Source organism: Thiothrix winogradskyi (assembly GCF_021650935.1).
Lineage (GTDB): Bacteria > Pseudomonadota > Gammaproteobacteria > Thiotrichales > Thiotrichaceae > Thiothrix > Thiothrix winogradskyi.
The window spans coordinates 437,998-456,825 of sequence record NZ_CP091244.1 but is presented as its reverse complement, the minus strand read 5'-3'; the positions used below and the strand labels follow the sequence as shown (position 1 = coordinate 456,825).

The 18,828-nt window shown below is 53.3% G+C and carries 18 protein-coding genes; 8 read left to right on the top strand and 10 right to left on the bottom strand.

What is annotated here, in order from left to right; translation table 11 throughout:
• The first annotated feature begins 40 nt into the window (after nucleotides 1–40).
• Nucleotides 41–955, top strand: a complete 915-nt coding sequence (locus L2Y54_RS02545; protein WP_236499651.1) for a nucleotidyltransferase domain-containing protein — start codon at nucleotides 41–43, stop codon at nucleotides 953–955.
• A 115-nt stretch (nucleotides 956–1,070) separates the two neighbouring features.
• Here L2Y54_RS02545 and L2Y54_RS02540 read toward each other — a convergent pair whose 3' ends face one another.
• Nucleotides 1,071–2,297, bottom strand: coding sequence for a Fic family protein (locus L2Y54_RS02540; protein ID WP_236499650.1), 1,227 nt, complete (start codon nucleotides 2,295–2,297; stop codon nucleotides 1,071–1,073).
• A 64-nt stretch (nucleotides 2,298–2,361) separates the two neighbouring features.
• Between L2Y54_RS02540 and L2Y54_RS02535 the strand changes: the two genes are divergently transcribed.
• Nucleotides 2,362–2,985, top strand: a complete 624-nt coding sequence (locus L2Y54_RS02535) for a LysE/ArgO family amino acid transporter (RefSeq protein WP_236499649.1) — start codon at nucleotides 2,362–2,364, stop codon at nucleotides 2,983–2,985.
• On the opposite strand, the gene L2Y54_RS02530 is transcribed toward L2Y54_RS02535, so the two are convergent.
• Nucleotides 2,964–3,656, bottom strand: a complete 693-nt coding sequence (locus L2Y54_RS02530) for an ABC transporter permease (RefSeq protein ID WP_236499648.1) — start codon at nucleotides 3,654–3,656, stop codon at nucleotides 2,964–2,966. The two genes, L2Y54_RS02535 and L2Y54_RS02530, sit on opposite strands and share 22 nt — an antisense overlap.
• Nucleotides 3,653–3,817 (bottom strand): hypothetical protein, encoded by a 165-nt coding sequence (locus L2Y54_RS02525; RefSeq protein ID WP_236499646.1) that lies wholly within the window; start codon nucleotides 3,815–3,817, stop codon nucleotides 3,653–3,655. The genes L2Y54_RS02530 and L2Y54_RS02525 overlap by 4 nt, the downstream gene beginning before the upstream one ends.
• A gap of 15 nt (nucleotides 3,818–3,832) precedes the next feature.
• Here L2Y54_RS02525 and urtA point away from each other — a divergent pair, with 15 nt between their 5' ends.
• The 5 genes from urtA to urtE all read left to right on the top strand — a co-directional run bounded on the left by urtA (nucleotide 3,833) and on the right by urtE (nucleotide 9,273).
• A complete protein-coding gene (gene urtA / locus L2Y54_RS02520; RefSeq protein WP_236499645.1) occupies nucleotides 3,833–5,011 on the top strand; it encodes an urea ABC transporter substrate-binding protein in 1,179 nt (392 codons plus the stop codon).
• Between the two features lie 90 nt (nucleotides 5,012–5,101).
• Nucleotides 5,102–6,664, top strand: a complete 1,563-nt coding sequence (urtB, locus tag L2Y54_RS02515) for an urea ABC transporter permease subunit UrtB (RefSeq protein WP_236499643.1) — start codon at nucleotides 5,102–5,104, stop codon at nucleotides 6,662–6,664.
• A 3-nt stretch (nucleotides 6,665–6,667) separates the two neighbouring features.
• Complete coding sequence (gene urtC, locus L2Y54_RS02510) at nucleotides 6,668–7,789, top strand: urea ABC transporter permease subunit UrtC (protein ID WP_236499641.1); 1,122 nt, start codon at nucleotides 6,668–6,670, stop codon at nucleotides 7,787–7,789.
• On the top strand, nucleotides 7,786–8,577 hold the full coding sequence (gene urtD, locus L2Y54_RS02505; protein ID WP_236499639.1) for an urea ABC transporter ATP-binding protein UrtD: 792 nt from the start codon (nucleotides 7,786–7,788) through the stop codon (nucleotides 8,575–8,577). Before urtC ends, urtD begins: the two co-directional genes overlap by 4 nt.
• The gene (urtE, locus tag L2Y54_RS02500; RefSeq protein ID WP_236499638.1) at nucleotides 8,578–9,273 is read left to right on the top strand and encodes an urea ABC transporter ATP-binding subunit UrtE; all 696 of its coding nucleotides are present in this window, start codon (nucleotides 8,578–8,580) and stop codon (nucleotides 9,271–9,273) included.
• Between the two features lie 31 nt (nucleotides 9,274–9,304).
• Here the strand turns inward: urtE and L2Y54_RS02495 are convergent, their stop codons facing one another.
• The 7 genes from L2Y54_RS02495 to L2Y54_RS02465 form a co-directional block, all read right to left on the bottom strand.
• Complete coding sequence (locus L2Y54_RS02495; RefSeq protein ID WP_236499637.1) at nucleotides 9,305–12,034, bottom strand: DEAD/DEAH box helicase family protein; 2,730 nt, start codon at nucleotides 12,032–12,034, stop codon at nucleotides 9,305–9,307.
• Nucleotides 12,031–13,743, bottom strand: coding sequence for a site-specific DNA-methyltransferase (locus L2Y54_RS02490; RefSeq protein WP_236499636.1), 1,713 nt, complete (start codon nucleotides 13,741–13,743; stop codon nucleotides 12,031–12,033). The genes L2Y54_RS02495 and L2Y54_RS02490 overlap by 4 nt, the downstream gene beginning before the upstream one ends.
• 19 nt (nucleotides 13,744–13,762) lie before the next feature.
• Nucleotides 13,763–13,909 carry a hypothetical protein gene (locus L2Y54_RS02485; protein ID WP_159448568.1) on the bottom strand — a complete coding sequence of 49 codons (147 nt, stop codon included), beginning with the start codon at nucleotides 13,907–13,909 and terminating at the stop codon, nucleotides 13,763–13,765.
• Between the two features lie 50 nt (nucleotides 13,910–13,959).
• Nucleotides 13,960–14,211, bottom strand: a complete 252-nt coding sequence (locus tag L2Y54_RS02480) for a UPF0175 family protein (protein WP_078921370.1) — start codon at nucleotides 14,209–14,211, stop codon at nucleotides 13,960–13,962.
• Between the two features lie 69 nt (nucleotides 14,212–14,280).
• Nucleotides 14,281–17,139, bottom strand: a complete 2,859-nt coding sequence (locus tag L2Y54_RS02475; protein ID WP_236499635.1) for an SNF2-related protein — start codon at nucleotides 17,137–17,139, stop codon at nucleotides 14,281–14,283.
• A 59-nt stretch (nucleotides 17,140–17,198) separates the two neighbouring features.
• On the bottom strand, nucleotides 17,199–17,780 hold the full coding sequence (locus tag L2Y54_RS02470) for an ATP-binding protein (protein WP_236499634.1): 582 nt from the start codon (nucleotides 17,778–17,780) through the stop codon (nucleotides 17,199–17,201).
• Complete coding sequence (locus L2Y54_RS02465) at nucleotides 17,764–17,901, bottom strand: hypothetical protein (RefSeq protein WP_236499633.1); 138 nt, start codon at nucleotides 17,899–17,901, stop codon at nucleotides 17,764–17,766. Before L2Y54_RS02465 ends, L2Y54_RS02470 begins: the two co-directional genes overlap by 17 nt.
• A 109-nt stretch (nucleotides 17,902–18,010) precedes the next feature.
• On the opposite strand from L2Y54_RS02465, the gene ung reads away from it, so the two are divergent.
• Complete coding sequence (gene ung, locus L2Y54_RS02460; protein WP_236499632.1) at nucleotides 18,011–18,709, top strand: uracil-DNA glycosylase; 699 nt, start codon at nucleotides 18,011–18,013, stop codon at nucleotides 18,707–18,709.
• Nucleotides 18,710–18,828: the final 119 nt, after the last annotated feature.

The following is an 18,828-nucleotide window of genomic DNA, read 5'->3' as shown; positions in this document are numbered from 1 at the left end:
CAGCACGATGAATTTTCCAGAAAAATAAGATGAGACAACCATGAGCAGCCACATCCAATCACTCCAACAAAAAAAGCTCCTGCCCAGCCCGCCGGATTTTCTCAGCAGTGCCGTTCAGTACGAAGTCATCATGGGTTCGGTGGCGTATGGCGTCAGCAACGACAGTTCCGACATGGACATCTACGCCTTTGCGATTCCGCCCAAAACGATGATGTTTCCGCATTTGCGCGGTGAAATTCCGGGCTTTGATAACTACTCGGTGCAGTTCGAGCAGTACCAGCAGCACCATATCCGCGATGCGGCGGCGTTGGGTGGCAAGGGGCGGGTGTATGACGTGACGGTGTTTGCGATTGCCAAGTATTTCCGCCTGCTGACCGATAATAACCCCAACATTATTGACAGCCTGTATGTGCCGGAAAATTGCGTGCTGTATGCATCGCCCATCGGCAAGCTGGTGCGCGAGCGGCGGCAATTGTTTCTGCACAAGGGCTGCTGGGCGAAGTTCAAGGGCTATGCCTACGGGCAGATGCACAAAATCCGTACCAAACAGCCGGAGGGCAAGCGCAAGGAATTAACGGAGCAATTCGGTTATGACGTGAAATTTGCCTACCATGTGGTGCGCTTGCTGGGCGAGGTTGAGCAATTGCTGATGCATCAAGACATGGATTTGCAGCGCGATGCCGAACAGATGAAAGCGATCCGCCGGGGTGAATGGTCGCTGCCGCAACTGGAAGATTACTTTGCCCGCAAGGAAGCCGATCTGGAACGGGTGTATCTCGCCAGCCGCTTGCCAGATGCGCCGGACATTGATGCCATCCGCCAATTGCTGACGGATTGTCTGGAACAGCATTTCGGCTCGATCAGCGAGGCGGTGAGCCGTCCGCACGCGGCGGAGCGGGCGTTGGAGGAGATTGGGCAGGTGTTGCAACGTTATCAGGGAAACGACGTAGCATAACTCTCACGATGGATGTACCGGACATTGTATTTGTACATATTCTCGACGAAACTAAATTTTTATTGCAAAAAGTAGGTGAGTTTCTGAAATAAGAAAAATCCTATTGCAAATGAAGCTACCTTTCCGGGAATAACCCCGGCATCCACCGTGCTGCCAATGTCGCAGGGAAATTCAACAGCAGCGGTGCGCGTGTCGATTCTGCTGCCAGCACGCCGCGTTCCAGCAACGCCGAAGTCACCCGCCGTGCATTACGGTCGCCCGTTCCGAGCAGTCCCGCGATTTCCCCGCGCGGCACAGCCCCACGATACAAAATAGCTTCTAGCACCATGCCTGACTTGTGTGGCAGACGACCCGCACGGATTTCTTCCTCCGTCCAGATAAGAATACGCTCCCGCAAGCCTTGCGGGTTGACCAGCGTCTCCATAAAATCGACCTGATCAATACAGGTTTCAAGAAAGAATACCGCAAACTGAGCAAGCGCCTCTTCACTCAGATTGCCACGCCCATCCAGATCATTACGGCGCGGTAAATCGCATTGTGCCAACAGGCGCTTGTATTGCGCTTCGTTTCTGGCAAGACCACGCGCCACCGACCAAACGCCGCCGGTATCCAGTGCGCTACGCAGCATGGCATAGGACATTAAGCGTGCAACCCGACCATTACCATCCAGAAACGGGTGCATCCACAACAGTCGGTGATGGGCACAGGCGGCTGCAACAATCGCGTCGACTTTTCCGGTGTTGCGGTAAGCATTCTGAAAGCGTTCCATGAAGCGCGGCAGTGCACCGGGGCTGATGGCGATATGTCGCCCGACGATGACATCACGCTGGCGCAATTCGCCGGGTATGAGCGGTTCCCGTGTGCCGGAATCTAGGTTTTCCACCCACAGCAATTCGTCAGGAAGCAGTTCACAGAAGCGGCGGTGTGTTTCCAGAATACCTTCAACAGAGGTAGCTCGACTATTTAGCCTATCATGGTCAATCCATTGCTGAACCGCGATATGGGCTTTGGCTTCCCGTTGCAAATCACGCTTTTGGGGGTCTGCGCTGTAGTCTTCGTTGAGGGCGCGTTCAATATCAATCGGGTGGGTGTCATGCCCTTCAATCAGGTTGCTGTAATAGCAATTCATGGAACGCACCAGATCAGACAATGCCCGCACAATACCTTCCGGCAGGCTTTTACGTAGCGCGGTGGATTTGGCGGTGAGTTCCAAAGCCAAATCAGCTAATTCAGGGCGAAAACGGGAGGTTGCAGAAATCAGCAGCGGCTCTATCATGGTAATGGATTCGCCTCGGTCTTCCGCACGCTTGTCCGCTTTCATGTCCGGTTCTTTAGTACTCATTAAGTAAAATATATCAGTGGGTTATTGCTTAAGATAAGCTATTCTACACGTTTTGGATGTCCTCATGCTGGAAACCGTTTTAAAAGGCGCACTGATCGCCAGCGGTCTAATCGTCGCCATCGGCGCACAAAACGCTTTCGTGCTGAAGCAAGGCTTAGCCCGCCACCACATTTTCTGGGTCGCGTTGATCTGCTTCCTGTGCGATGCGGTATTAATGTCGGCAGGCGTATTGGGTTTGGGCGCGTTAATCAAGGACAGCAGCATAGCAACGTGCAGCCTCGCGCTGCTGGGATCAGCTTTCCTATTCTGGTACGGATTCAACGCCTTTCGCAGTGCCTATCAAGCCACCAGCCATCTGGAAGCCGCCGCCAGCCATGCCAACCCCGCCAGCCTCGCAGCCGTCATCGCCACCACATTCGCGTTAACTTTGCTGAATCCGCACGTATACCTCGATACCGTCGTCATCCTCGGCAGTGTTGCTGGCACATTGCCTTCACACGATAAGTATTGGTTTCTGCTCGGCGCAGTCAGCGTATCGGGCATCTGGTTTTTCGGGCTAGGTTACGGCGCAAGATTACTCTCACCGCTTTTCCAAAAGCCCAGAACATGGCAAATCCTCGACATCCTCATCGGCATCATTATGTGGACAATCGCGTGGGGATTGCTTCAAGCCGATCTGTGTTGGTAAGCATTCAGACGCTTTTCCAACAAGCGAAACGCATACACCAGAACATAAGTCATGATCAGGTACAGCACCGCCGCCGTCAGATACATTTCATACACCGCAAAGGTTTTGGAACGGATCAAATCCGCCGCCCCCGTCAAATCAATCACCGTAATCGCGCTCACCAATGACGTGGCTTGCAGCAAAAACACCACCTCATTGCCATACGCAGGCAACGCAATCCGAAACGCTTTCGGCAAGGTCACACGTCGGAACAGCAACCAACCCGACATCCCAAACGCTTTGCCCGCCTCAATCTCACCACGCGGCACGGCTTGAATCGCCCCCCGGAAAATTTCCGCCGTATACGCTGCCGTATTCAAGGTTAAAGTCAGCACCGCGCAAAACCACGCATTGCGAAAATACGTCCACAAACCCATATCACTCAGCACGTCACGGAATTGCCCGCTACCGTAATAAATCAGGAATAATTGCACCAATAACGGCGTACCCCGAAAATAAAACACAAACCCCGCCGTCGGATACTTCAGCAAGGGGTTGTGTGACAACCGCGCCAATGCCAGCGGCACAGCCAACAGCAAACCAATCGCAAGGCTGAACAAGGTCAGTTGCACAGTGACACCCGTACCCGCCAGCAATTTTGGCAAGCTGTCCCAAATCAGTTCCCAGTTCATACGCGCACCCCGCGTTTTGCCCAGGTTTCGGCACGTTTCAACACCAACATCGACACCAAGGTAATCGCGAGGAACAGCAGAGACGCAATAAAGTAAAAGGTAAACGGTTCACGGGTAGCGGTGGCAGCGAGTTTGGCATTACGCATCACGGCGTATTGCATTCCCTCTCCGGCACCATGGCGATCAGCGAAACCACGCTGAAAGACACCATGCTGATGTTGATTGACGAACAAAACAAAAAAGGTGGCGTACTGGGCAAGCAACTCGAAGCTGTGGTGGTTGACCCTGCTTCCAACTGGCCTTTGTTTGCGGAAAAAGCCCGTGACCTGATCGAGAAAGACAAAGTTGCCGCGACCTTCGGTTGCTGGACATCGGTTTCGCGCAAATCCGTCCTGCCGGTATTTGAAGAGAAAAACAGCCTGCTATTCTACCCCGTGCAATACGAAGGTGAAGAATCTTCCAAAAACGTGTTCTACACCGGTGCAGCGCCTAACCAGCAAGCGATTCCTGCCGTTGATTACCTGATGAAAGAAGGCGAAGTGAAACGCTGGGTATTGGCAGGCACAGACTACGTTTACCCACGCACCACCAACAAGATTCTGGAAGCCTACCTGAAATCCAAAGGTGTCGATGAAAAAGACATCATGATCAACTACACCCCGTTCGGTCATTCCGACTGGCAGTCCATCGTCGCTGACATCAAGAAATTTGGCGGCGAAGGCAAGAAAACTGCTGTGGTTTCCACCATCAACGGCGATGCCAACGTACCGTTCTACAAAGAACTCGGCAACCAAGGCATTTCTGCGGAAGACATCCCCGTCGTGGCGTTCTCGGTGGGTGAAGAAGAACTTTCCGGCATCGACACCAAACCACTGGTCGGTCACTTGGCTGCATGGAACTATTTCATGAGCGTCGAAAATGACGCCAACAAAGAGTTCATCGAAAAGTGGAAGGCATACACCAAGAACGACAAGCGCGTCACCAACGACCCGATGGAAGCGCACGTCATCGGCTTCAATATGTGGGTGAAAGCGGTTGAACAAGCCAAATCCACCGACACCGACAAAGTAGCTGAAGCCATGATTGGTCAAGAAGTACCGAACCTCACCGGCGGCATCGCCAAAATGTTACCGAATCATCACCTGACCAAGCCGGTATTAATCGGTGAAATCCAAGAAAACGGTCAGTTTGAAGTCGTTTCCAAAACTCCTGAAGTAGCGGGTGACGCATGGTCTGACTTCCTGCCGGATTCCAAACCTATCGTCGCTGACTGGACAGGTAAGGAAACCGACGGCAAACCGTGCGGCAACTTCAATACCGAAACCAAGAAGTGTTCAGGTCAGAAATACGAATAAAGAACCCCCCATCCCCAGCCCTTCCCCCGCAAGGGGTGAAGGGAGCAAGGAAGAAGAGAGGGGATTCTTTCTCGGTATTCAGGAAATAGTATGCTGAAAACGACTGACTTCACCCGTCTGTTGCTATTGAGTGTGTTGTTGTGGGTTTGCTCACCGCTACAAGCTGAACAGCAAAGTGCGACCCTCACCCAAGCCGCTCCCTTATTTCAGGAAGCTTCTTTTGACAAAACCCGCGAGGCAGTTGATTTACTGGCTGCCAGCGGCGACCCGGAAGCAGTGCCGTATTTGCAAGCATTGCTGGATGGCAAGCTCTATCAAGACAAAGCACAAGGAACGCTGGTCATCGCCAAGGATGGCAATACGGGCGACGAGTTGCGCAAAATTCCCACCAATAACAGTTTGCGCAAATACGTGCGCGGTGCGATTGGGCAACTCAGCTTAAGCCACCCCGATGCCGTAGTACGCCTCACCTCCGCCAATGGTTTGCTGGAAACCGTTACGCCGGAAATGGCAGGACAATTACGCGGCTTGCTGGAAAAAGAAACGGATTCTGCCGTCAAAGAAGCCTTGACACTCGGCTTGGCAATGGCGGATTTGAATGCTGCCGATAAAGCGGTACGGCTAACGGCGATTGAATCGCTGGCGGGTAATTTACACCCCGGCGTGCGCAATCGCTTGACTACGATGACCACAGATAGCGATGCCGAGGTTGCCAAAGCCGCGCAGGCGGCACTGAAAACCATTGAAGATACCGCCGCGTTGTACGGTCATGTTGAAACGCTGTTTTTTGGTTTGAGCTTAGGTTCGGTGCTGGTGCTGGCAGCGATTGGCCTGGCGATTACCTTTGGGGTGATGGGCGTGATCAATATGGCGCACGGCGAGCTGATTATGTTGGGGGCGTATACCACTTACATCGTGCAGCAACTCATGCCCAACTTTATTGATTACTCGCTGTTTGTGGCAGTGCCTGCGGCGTTTATTGTGTCGGGGTTAATGGGGATTTTGATCGAACGTACCGTGATCCGTCATTTGTACGGACGACCGCTGGAAACCTTGCTGGCAACGTTTGGGATTAGCCTGATTCTGCAACAACTGGTGCGCACGGTGATTTCACCGCAAAACGTGCCGGTTTCCAACCCGTCGTGGATGTCGGGTTCGCTGGAAATCAATAGCGTGCTGTCGCTGACGTACAACCGCCTCTACATCGTGCTGTTTTGCCTGATGGTGTTTGCGTTGCTGTATTTCGTCTTGCGTAAAACCAATCTGGGGTTGCAGGTACGGGCGGTGTCGCAGAATCGGGCAATGGCGCGGGCAATGGGGGTGCGTTCGGCGCGGGTCGATGCGCTCACCTTCGGGCTGGGTTCGGGTATTGCCGGTGTCGCAGGTGTTGCACTCAGTCAGTTGACCAACGTGGGGCCGAATCTGGGGCAGGCTTACATTATTGATTCGTTCATGGTTGTGGTGTTCGGTGGGGTCGGCAATTTGTGGGGAACGTTGGTGGCAGGTTTGTCGCTGGGCGTGGTCAACAAGGTGCTGGAACCGTGGGCGGGGGCAGTGCTTGCCAAAATTCTGGTGCTGGTTTTCATTATTTTATTCATCCAGAAACGACCGCGTGGGCTATTCCCGCAAAAAGGTCGGGCGGCGGGGGATTAAGTTATGTTCATCACACGTATTCTGCAAAATGATCGGGGTGGGCAAATCATGCTGGCGGTACTCGCGCTGGTATTGGTGCTTGTCCCTGTCTTGAATTTGCTCGTGCCTGCGGGCAGCCCGCTGCACATGCCAACGTATCTTGTGACCTTGCTGGGTAAGTATTTGACTTACGCATTGCTGGCCGTCGCGGTGGATTTGGTGTGGGGGTATTTGGGAATCCTCAGCCTTGGACACGGGGCATTCTTTGCGCTCGGCGGTTACGCGATGGGCATGTATTTGATGCGTCAGATCGGGGATCGCGGCGTGTATGGCAACCCGGAATTGCCGGATTTCATGGTGTTTTTGAACTGGAATGAGCTGCCCTGGTTCTGGTACGGCTTTGATATGTTCTGGTTTGCGATGCTGATGGTATTGCTCGTGCCGGGGCTGCTGGCGTTTGTGTTTGGCTGGTTGGCGTTTCGCTCACGGGTGACGGGGGTGTATTTGTCGATCATTACCCAAGCGCTGACTTACGCGCTATTGCTGGCGTTTTTCCGTAATGAAATGGGCTTTGGCGGCAATAATGGCTTGACCGATTTCAAGGATATTTTGGGCTTCAGTCTGCAAGCCGACGGCACGCGCATGACGCTGTTTGTTTTGTCAGGCTTGGCGTTGGCGGGCGGGTATTTGCTGTGCCGTTACATTATCAATTCCAAGCTGGGGCGTGTGGTGGTGGCGATTCGGGATGCGGAAAGCCGTACCCGTTTTGTTGGCTACCGCGTCGAGCATTACAAGGTGTGGGTGTTTACGGTGTCGGCAATGCTGGCAGGGATTGCGGGGGCGTTGTACGTGCCGCAAGTCGGCATTATTAACCCCGGCGAATTTTCCCCGCTCAACTCGATTGAAATCGTGATTTGGGTGGCGATTGGCGGACGTGCCACGCTCTACGGCGCGGTGCTGGGCGCGATTCTGGTCAACTACGCCAAAACCGTGTTCACCGGATTGATGCCGGAATCGTGGATTTTCATGCTGGGCGCGTTATTCGTGCTGGTCACGCTGTATTTGCCGCAAGGTTTGGCAGGGCTGGTAAAAAACCTCAAGGAAAACCGCTGGTTGCACAAGTTTAGCAGGAGGGCGCAAACATGAGCGAAGGCGCACATTTACGCCAACCGGAAACGGGGCAACCCGATGCCAGCCACAAGGCGATTCTGTATCTGGAAGATTTGAACGTCAGCTTCGACGGTTTCAAGGCAATTAATAACCTGACGCTGTACATTGATTCCGGCGAATTGCGTTGCATCATCGGCCCCAACGGTGCGGGCAAAACCACCATGATGGACATTATCACCGGCAAAACCCGCCCCGACAGCGGGCAAGCATGGTTTGGGCAAACGGTGGATTTGCTGAAACTCTCCGAACCCGAAATTGCCAATGCAGGTATCGGGCGCAAATTCCAGAAACCCACCGTGTTCGAGTCGCACAGCGTCGCCGAAAATCTGGAACTGGCGATGCACGGCAATAAAAGCGTGTGGTACAGCCTCCGCGCTCGCTTGAGCGGCGCACAGCAAGCCTTGATTGATGAAACCTTGCAAACCATCGGTTTGACCGAGAACTACCATCAACAAGCAGGCGCGTTATCCCACGGGCAAAAGCAATGGCTGGAAATCGGCATGTTGCTGGTGCAAAAGCCGTATTTGCTGCTGGTTGACGAACCCGTAGCGGGGATGACGCATCAGGAAATGGAACGTACTGCGGAATTGCTCACCTCCTTGGCTGGCAAACATTCGGTGGTGGTGGTGGAACATGACATGGATTTCGTGCGTTCCATCGCCAACAAAGTCACGGTGTTACACCAAGGCAGCGTGTTAGCCGAAGGCACGATGGACGACGTGCAAAACGATCAGCGCGTGATCGAAGTGTATCTGGGGGAATAAATGCTCAAAGTCGAACAACTCAACCAGTATTACGGCGAAAGCCACACGCTGTGGGATTTGGAAATGCACGTCCCCGAAGGGCAATGCACCGTGCTGATGGGGCGCAATGGCGTGGGCAAAACCACCTTGCTCCAGTGCATCATGGGCTTGATCAAAGCGCGGGATGGCGCAATCCACTATCAGGGGCAAAACCTGCTGGGAGTGGATGCTGAAAAGCGTGCCAACCTCGGCATTGGTTACGTGCCACAAGGGCGGCAGATTTTCCCGCTGCTGACGGTGGAAGAGAATTTGCTGATTGGTTTACCTGCACGCCGCGATAACGTGCGTAGTATTCCGCCGTTTATTTTCGAGCTGTTTCCGGTGTTGAAGGAAATGCTGGGGCGGCGCGGCGGTGATTTGTCCGGCGGGCAACAGCAACAGTTGGCGATTGGGCGGGCGTTGGTGCTTGACCCGAAATTGCTGATTCTCGACGAGCCGACCGAAGGGATTCAGCCGAATATCGTGGCGGAAATCGGCGATATTATCCGCAAGCTCAACAAAGACATTGGGCTGACGGTGTTGCTGGTGGAACAGAAATTGCCGTTTGCGCGGAAAGTGGGTGATCGGTTTTGTATTCTTGATCGCGGGCGGCGCGTGGCGGAGGGGGAGATGCATACGCTGGATGATGGGTTGATTCAGCGGTATTTGACGGTGTAACGCCGCCAAATACCTGACTTTTGCATGACCGTTACTGAAACCGCCGGAAGTCGGTTAGCTGGCGGTCTTCACGTACTTCATCGTGCGGAATCAGCAAATAACGCCACGGTTTCGTACCTTGTTCCAATGCATAATCTGAGGCATGGCTGCACCAACGTCTTGCTGCATCTGCTTTTGCTTGCACGTCAGGTGCTTCCATATCGGTTTTTGCCTTGGTTTCCACCATGAAAATCACGTTATCGGTTTCCGCAACAAAATCCGGCACGTACTCTGGCTGTTCTGTCCCCAGCTTGTAGTAAATCTGGAATTGCCCTTTGGCGGGCTTGAACCACTTTTGCGCGTCACGCTCCAGTAGCACCGCAAAACGGCGTTCCGTGTCGGAATCAAACTTCTGTAAAGGGTACAAACATTTCTCAAAACCACCGAACAGCAGTTGTTTGATCTTGCCTGTTTCCGTCACGGTTTCACGGTACGAGCGCGGCGGCTGGTTGGCATTGGCGGTGAAGTTGCAGGATTTTAGTGGGGTAAAACCACGACTGACTTGCACTTCGTAACCGCTGGCTTTTTCCCAAAAATGTTTGAGCATTTGCGCATGGATTTCGCGGGCAATCAGTTTGCGGTCTTTGTTCAGCACGTTATGCGCCTCGTCTTCCGACAGGTAAGAGCGCAGATGTTGCACCATTTGTCCCGCAAGGTCGTAGAGGATTTCTTTCTGGCTGAAGTAATCAATGTCGTCGTAATCCAGCAGGGCGAATACCACGTAGTCTTCCAGCCGTTCTTCCTGTTTGCCAGCGGCGGCTTTGAGGTGGAATTGTTCGTGGGTGCGTAGCATCTGCCCGACCAGTTCGCGGTCGCCCGGTTGCAGGTGCAAGCCGCTCACATCCAGCTTGAAGGGGTGGAAGCCGGTTTCGACTTCGCCGGTTGGGTTGACCAGGATGCGCGGGATGTCGATGGTTTGTTGCACCATGACGGTGGTGGTTTTGGCAACGATGGCGGCGAGGTCGGCGGCGTTGTCAGCGGTGAAAAGTGCGCCTTGTTGGGGTGTCAGGCGTTCGCGGACTTCGGCGGCAATGGCTTGTTGCACATCCGCTTTGAGCAGGGCATTGCTGGTGGGGACGAATTCGCGTTTGGCGGCGTAGTTGGCAGCGACTTCGGCGACTATCCACATTGTTTCTTGTTCGGCAGAAGAAACCCCCTCTAACTCCCCCTTATCAGGGGGAGAACTGGAGGTGCCGCCTTCTTGTTCCTCCCCTGACAAGGGGAGGTTAGGAGGGGTTTCTTCTCTTCGGCTTGCTTTCCCCAACATCGTTTCATAATTGGGCTTGACTTCAACACTGATCTTTTTGTCGTCTGCCGTGGGAGCATCCAGAATGATGCGCTGGAGACGGATCGGCGAGTCGCCTTTGTTGGCTTCGTCGATGATTTCCTGAAAGCGGTCGTGGGCGACGATATTGAGGCGGTCTACGGCGGCGTTGCCGGTGCGTTTGCCGTAGGGTAGGCGTAAGCCGCGCCCGATGGATTGTTCGATCAGGGTGCGGGCGTTGGCAGCACGTAGCGGCACGATGGTGTAGAGGTTGGTCACGTCCCAGCCTTCTTTGAGCATATTGACGTGGATGACAATTTCGGTGGGTTCGTTGACGCTTTCCACTGCCAGCAGGCGGGTGATCATTTCCTCTTCTTCCGCGCCGGATTTGCTGCTGTCGACCTGAATTGCCTTACCTTGGTAACGCCCCTCGAACAGGGTTTGTACCGTGGTGAGCAATTGCGCGGCGTGGGTGGTGTCGCGGGCGATGACCAGCATGAAGGGTTTGACGATGGCAACGCCGTTTTCGCGGGCGTAAGTGATCAGTTCCACCTTGGTGGTTTCGTGCAGGCGAATACCGTCTTCCAGCTTGATGCGCTCAATGTCATCGGGGTTGTGGTCAGCGGCATTGAAACCGCGTTGGGTGACGACGGCGGGTTCTTTTACAAAGCCGTCTGCCATTGCACGCGCTAGGGGGTAATCCATCACCACGTTTTTGAAAGGCACAGGGCCACGACTGGTTTCCACAAACGGGGTGGCGGTGAGTTCCAGACCGAACAGCGGTTTGAGTTCGTTGATGGAACGCACCCCGGCACTGGCGCGGTAGCGGTGCGATTCGTCCATCAGCAGCACGAGATCGGGCAGCGTTGCCAGATAGTTGAAATAGCTGTCGCCCAGCACTTCTTTGATGCGTTTGATACGGGGTTCTTTGCCGCCGCGCACTTCCGAGTTGATCTTGGCGATGTTGAAAATATTGATGGTGACGGGTGACAGCAGGCTGCTTTGCACTTGCGCAGCGCGGTAGTCGTAATTTTCGCCCGTGATGATTTCCGGTGGCTGGAACACGAAATGGTGGATGCCCTTGAACACGTATTTGGGCGTATTGGGGGTGAAATCGGCAATCAGCTTGTTGTAAATCGTCAGGTTTGGCGCAAGCACGAAGAAGTTGTTGATACCGTAAGCCTGATGCAAATAGGTGATGAACGCGCCCATCAAACGGGTTTTGCCCACACCTGTTGCCAACGCGAAACACAGCGAGGGGAATTCGCGCTCGAAATCGTCCAGCGTGGGGAATTGCGCTTGCAAGCTTGCCAGAATGCCGTTGAGGTCACGTTCGCCGGTTTGGTTCATGGCGGGGGCGGTTTCCAGCGCGGTTGCCAGCTTTTGCAGCGATTCGGCTTGCGGCGGGCGCAAGGACAGGCTGGTTTTGATGTCGTGCAGGGTTTGTTGGCGTGTCATGGTGTTTCCCCCTCCCCAAATAAGCTGGCTTGTGTGCCGCTGGTATTGTCTTGTTGTGGGTCGGATTTTAATCCGACTTGTCGGGCTGAAGCCCGACCTACAGGCGTGGGTTCATCCACGGGCTGCGCCATTGGCAGGTTGGCGACGTTGAGGCTGTAGTCGTCCTTGCCCCATTCGCACAGGTGCAGGATGCTGTTGGGGATTTTTTTCAGGGTGAGGTTAGGCCAACGGCGGCTGGCTTCTTCGCCGCTGATGCCGCGCCATGCGGCGGCGATGATCAACAGGGAACGGTGTTCGCCGACTTCTTCCGCGAGTGCTTGCAGTTGCTCGAAGGACAGGTTTTGGGTGGTGGCGTAGAGGAAACTGCGTTCGGTGGCGTAGCCTTGTTGCCAGAACACGGTTTCGGAGGGGGCGTAGGTGTAGCCGTGCTGTTTGCACAGGGCTTCGCTCATCATCGCGGCGTTGTAGTCGGGGTTGATGGTGAAATTGCCCCAGCGGTCACGCTCTAGCAGGGAGGGTGCGAGTTTGTAATAGCGGAATCCGCCGCCGCCCGCCCAGTCCATTGCTTTGCTGATGCCGCCTTGGTCGCTGCCGTCGATGACTTTTTGCAGACGCGGGATGATGTGGGTGTGGCAGTGGTCGCCCAGTTCCACCATGATCCACTTGCGCCCCATCTTGTGCGCTACCGCGCCCGTCGTGCCGCTCCCCGCAAACGAATCCAGCACCCAATCCCCCGCATTCGTCGCCAAAGTTAAAATTCGTTCTAATAATTTTTCAGGTTTGGGGGTATCAAAAACAGTTTTCTCATTGAATTCTTTGACTTCTTTTTTTGCATCTTGGTTATGTCCAACCTCTTGGTAAGTCCAAATAGTCATAGATGTAGAGCCATCTTTTACTTCAGATAGAAACTTCTTGAGTGAAGGTACATTGCCTCCTGTTTCACCAAACCAAATACGGTTATCTGCTAACAACTCTTTGAATTTACTTTCTGATGTAACCCAACATCGACTTTTAGGTGGATTGACTATTCTTCCTGATGGTGTCGTTATTGGATAATCACTATTTGCTGAATATGTTTTCACAGAAAAATCAGCAGGTTTCCACACGCCACGCGGGTCATTATCTGGATTCTTGTATCTAGCATTCATATCTTCCGAACGAGGTAAAAGGTTCGGTCGCCAGCTATTTTTATTTTTCGCATAAATCAAAATATGATCATGGTTATCACTTAGCCACTTTGCATCATTTTGTGGAGAATATTTTTTTTGCCAAATGGCATTAGCGACGAAGTTTTGGCGACCGAAGAGTTCGTCGCAGAGGACTTTGAGGTAGTGGCATTCGTTGTCGTCGATGGTGATCCACAATGAACCGTCGTCGGACAGGAGGCGGCGGATGATTTCGAGGCGGTCACGCATTAGCCCCAGCCAGATGGAATGTTCCAGCCCGTCATCGTAATGCGTAAACGCGCTGCCCGTGTTATACGGCGGGTCGATGAACACGCATTTGATCTTGCCGGTGAACTCGGCTTCCAAGGCGCGTAAGGCCAGCAGGTTATCCCCGAAAATCAGGCGGTTGTCGAACTGGTCGTGGTCGGTCACGCGGGTGGCGGCGTGGTGGGACTTGGCGGGGTCTTCCAGCAGGATGCGCGGTTCGAGTTTGGGGCGGTGGGATTTGCCGATCCAGGTGAGTTCGAGTTTGGGTTGGGTCATGGGGGTCTCAAGTTTGGAATCATTCGTGATCGCTATTTGTGCCACCACCTAATAAACCACCTGCATCCCGTTGGTCAAGCTCCATTTTCGGTGTAGATTGCTTGATCATCGGTTTGCCAGCGTCGGCAAAGTGATACCCTGATGGGTTCTCCTGATTTTTTAACATGTTCGCTGGTTTATTTGATGTCTTCAAAAGATTTGGCAACAATGGCGGGCTTAATCATTCAGCAACTCATCTGCGATCTGATCATCGCTCAGATGGACAACTGGCACTTTCAGCCGCCCCAACTCAAACATGAAGCGCAGTTTGACCATGCCGCAGAATTCGGCAGCTTTGCCCAGTGACAAACGGTGCATTTCAAACAGCTTGACCGCCAGCAGGAAACGTAATTCCTCTTCCAGTTCTCGTGGTGCTTTGCCGGATGTGACCAACAGGTCATCGGCATAGGGTATTGACAGGCTGTGCATAGTAGTTTTTCCCCGTGAGTGTTGACGTTAGTGTAGCGTAGATACCTGATATCTCAAACTATCAGGCAGCTACACCAATTCCCACTCAATCGTGAACAACACCTGTTCTTCCACCCGCTGCTGCAAGCGGTCTTCCAGTTCTGTGATCAATTCATTGCGCTGCTCGTCGATGTCATCCTGCCGCCGGAACAGTTCGCGGCGTGACTTGCTGCGTTTGGTTTCCAGTTCGCGCTGGCGTTTTTGCCAGTGGAGCTTTTCATCCAGTGTGGGCGCAATCGCAGCGGTACGGCGTACTTCCTTGATTTCGCGGTCAATGTCCTTGATTTCCTGCTCCAGCCCCAGTTTGAGATCATCCGCCCAGCCATCCAGCTTTTGCACTTCCTGATCGAAATAGCTCAGGTTGCGGTCGTTGATTTCACGCAACAAAGCATTTTTACGTTGCTCAAGATCGTGTTGCAGCAATGGGCTGTCAGGTAAATCTATTGGTGCCGCCGTGACCATTGCCGGGATGCGTAACAGTTTGTCGGGGTCATCCAGTGCCAACACATGACCATTACGGTCAACCGCCGCCACCAGCAAATGCTGTTCTTCCTGTGCTAGTGCAGAAACGCTCAGTAACCGTGCTTGCAAAATGCCACTCGTACCACGCAGGTTTTCCAGTGTTGCCAGCCTTGCCCCATACGCTGCGTAATCAAAACGCAAACGAGCAGGTGGCAAATGGATTTGTTTGGCTTGAGCCAGCAACCATTCCGCCAGTGGATGCCCCAAACGGTAGAGGTGCGCTTCCCCAGAACGGCGCGGCAATTCATAACGTCCGAGTGGCACTTGTCCTTGTAAGGTCGAGGTAGGCAGGCTTTGCAGATTGAAGCCGTTGTCACCACTGAATTCAGCGTGGGTAGCGAGTGCGGTACTGGTAAAATCCATCAGCATCCGCTCGTAACGGCTGAGGATGGTCTGGCTGTCATCCGCGTGTTTCTTCAGTTTTGCGTGGACTTCTTCGTCAAAATTTTCCAGCAACAACTGACGGGTTTGTGTCATCGCTTCCGTGATTTCACCTGCCAATTCTTGCTGGAGTGCGGCAAAGCTGCTGCGAATTTCTTCCGGTTTGCGGCAGGTTTGGTAGATGCGGGCAATGCGACGTTCAAAGTCTATACCCGAACCAATTGCACCCAACACTTCATCGCTTGCACCGAAAACACCTTCAAAAAGCTGGAATTTCTGCGCCAACAATTCATATACACGCTTATCGGCCTCATTGCTCAAATCGACAAAGTTGACCACCACCACATCGTGTTTTTGCCCGTAACGGTGGCAACGCCCAATGCGCTGCTCAATGCGTTGCGGATTCCACGGCAAATCGTAATTGATCACCAGTGAACAGAACTGAAGGTTGATACCCTCCGCCCCCGCTTCGGTGGCAATCATCACGCTGCCCTCTTCGCGGAAGTAATCAACCAGCGCGGCACGGGTATCTGCCGTTTTCGAGCCGCTAACCTTATCCGTACCGGCATGACGTTGCGCCCATGCCTTATGGATTTGCTGGGCTTGGGTGTCGCTGTTCGTACCATTGAATAGCACCAAGCCTGCACCATAAGAGGTATCCCGTAACAGGTTTTGCAGATAGCTTTGCGTGCGTTTGGATTCGGTAAAAATGATGGCTTTTTTTGCTGCCCTCAAGCGTTCCAGTTCCTTGAATGCCTTATCCAGTGCCAGCAACAGGGCTTGTCCCTTGCTGTTGTCCCGAATCTGGTCGGCTTTTTCCTTGAACAGGCGTAGCTCTCCCATTTCTTGCTGGATAGCTTCGCGGACGTTGAGGGGCTTGTCGTTTATCTGGTCTTCGTCATCCCATTCCTCGGCGGTTTCATCCAACGCCTCATAGTCGTCATCCAATAGCGTTGAATCCAGCTTGTCCGGGTCATCCAGCGTGGCTTGCAAACGGTTTGCCATCGTTTCCAATGCCCCCGCAATCGCATGGGTAGACGATGCCAACAGTTTCCACAACACCAGTGAAATCAACTGGCGTTGACCATCCGGCAAGGCTTGCAACTTGGGGCGGCGCAAATACTCGGCAACCAAGTTGGAGAAATCCCGCTCATCTTGTGTCGGTGTGAACTCTTCCAGAATCGGAATGCGCTTGGTATAGGGGACGTATTGCTGGACTTGCCGCCGTAGGGTGCGTTTACAAAACGGGCTGATACGGTTACGCAGGTTTTGCAGCGTCGTTTCACGGTTGGCTTGCCCAAACTGGGTACGGAAACTCTCCAAATCACCAAACACCCGATCATCAATCAGGCTGACCAATCCATACAGTTCCAGCAAGGAATTTTGCAACGGAGTGGCGGTCAGCAGGATTTTGGAATGGACATGCGCCAGTGTTTCCTTGAGGGTGCGGGCAATGACGTTCCCGGTTTTGTAAACGTTGCGCAGGCGGTGCGCTTCATCCATCACCACCAAATCCCAATCCACCGCTTTTACGTCTTTAGCCTTGCTTTTGGCAAATTGGTAAGAGCCGATAATGATGTGGTCAGTATTATCAAACGGATGCCGAGTACCCGCCTTTTGCAAGGTGTTGTAGTTTTTGCTTTCCAACAGCAAGCAAGGCAAGCCGAATTTATCCTGTAACTCCTGATGCCATTGTTTGCGTAGGTTGGCAGGGACGATGATTAATATCCGGCGTTTGCGTTCTGCCCAGCGTTGCGCAATGACCAAACCCGCTTCGATGGTTTTTCCCAAACCGACTTCATCCGCGAGGATCACGCCTTTGGATAAAGGGTTTTCGTAGGCAAACAAAGCGGCTTCGACCTGATGCGGGTTAAGGTCGATTTGGGCGTTTACCAATGTCGGGGCAAGGGATTCTAGGGAGTTGCTGGCGGCATGGCGCGTGAGTTGCCATGCGTAGTATTGGGATTGGTGAGGAGTCAGTCGCATGATAGCTCGGCTTTAGATGTCAGGCGTAGAGTATAGCTGAGGATTTGTCTATCTTCACTTCATGATGTTTCGGCAGTCGGCAACGCTTGTGCATAAATGGTTAGGCACAGTTCTAGATCGCTGATCGACTCGTATTTCGGCAATTTACCAGACAGTTTCTCACTTTCCCGCAGCAGCATTTCCACGCCGAAACCACGCCTGTCCATCAAATAGCTTTTGCCCAAGCCTACTTCATCAACCGGGTAATAACGCGAAAACAGGCTGGCGAGGATTTCGTTACGCGGCACAGACAAACGGCTCATCGACTCCAAGGATAATGTGTTAGGCAATGCGCCCGGTGAATGGATTTCCAGCCGATCAGCGAACATGAACAAGCGGATACGTTGCGCGTGCAGGGAATAATCCCGATGTGCGACAGCGTTCACGATCGCCTCAAACACTGCGCCCAAATGGTATTGCGGGTAATCCACACGCCCCAAGGGTTTACGTGCCGCCGTGGTCATGTTACGGCGCACAAAGTGGAACGCATCCAGTATTTGCCGATCCAATGGCCCCCGGATTTCCTGTGCATCCAGTTGCTCATTCGGATCATTGCGCAAGCCGCTATGGGCGACAGCAAGAATTTCAGCAGGTGAATTCATCCGATAAACCATCAGGATGCGGCTCAAGATTTTTGCCAGCGTCTTTAATATGGATCTGTTTGAGTTCCAGCGTGGAATCTTCGCCCAAACGAATGCGCTGCATGAGGTGGATCGGGTTCATGGCATCTCCAAACAGGCTATTTCTTAAATGTTGGCAGTATAGCGTAATGTGAACGCTGTCACCGCTATGCTATAACACATGCCCCGCGACTGCTGAACAAGGTAAACCCATGCAAAACACCACACTCCCCCCAAGCTGGCAAGCCGCCATCGGTGCAGAATTCACCAAACCCTATTTGCTTACCCTAAGCCATTTTCTACAAGCCGAAGCTGTGGCGGGCAAACACATCCTGCCCCCGCCAGAACAGCGTTTCAACGCCCTGCAAAGCACCCCGCTGGATCAAGTCAACGTCGTCATCCTCGGTCAAGACCCATACCCCACACCCGGACACGCTCATGGCCTAGCGTTTTCAGTGCAACCCGATGTTGCCCCGTTGCCGCGTTCGCTGCTCAATATTAACCGTGAATTGCAAGACGATCTCGGCATTAACAACAGTCACACTGGCTGCTTGCAAGCGTGGGCAGCGCAGGGCGTGTTGCTGCTCAACACCGTACTGACGGTGGAAGCAGGCAATGCAGGCAGCCATCAGAAACGCGGCTGGGAAACCTTCACCGATACGGTCATTCAAGCCATTAGCGCCCAAACTCAACCCCTGGTGTTTATCCTGTGGGGCAATCACGCGCAGAAAAAAACCGTACTGATTGACACTACCCGCCACTGCATTATTGCCAGTGCGCACCCATCGCCCTTGTCAGCGCGACGTGGCTTTTTCGGTAGCAAACCGTTTTCCCGCGCCAATGCGTTTTTGCAGGCAAACGGTAGAACGCAGGTCAATTGGGCACTGCCTTCTTCAGGGAATTGGATGTAGGTCATACCTTGGCTCATTTGGCAGATGTATGATGGGAGTGCAGATGGCTTTCGTTGCCACACGTTGTACCGAGTGTTGGTACAGAACCTGCATCTTTTTGTTCAATTTGCCAGAAAGGA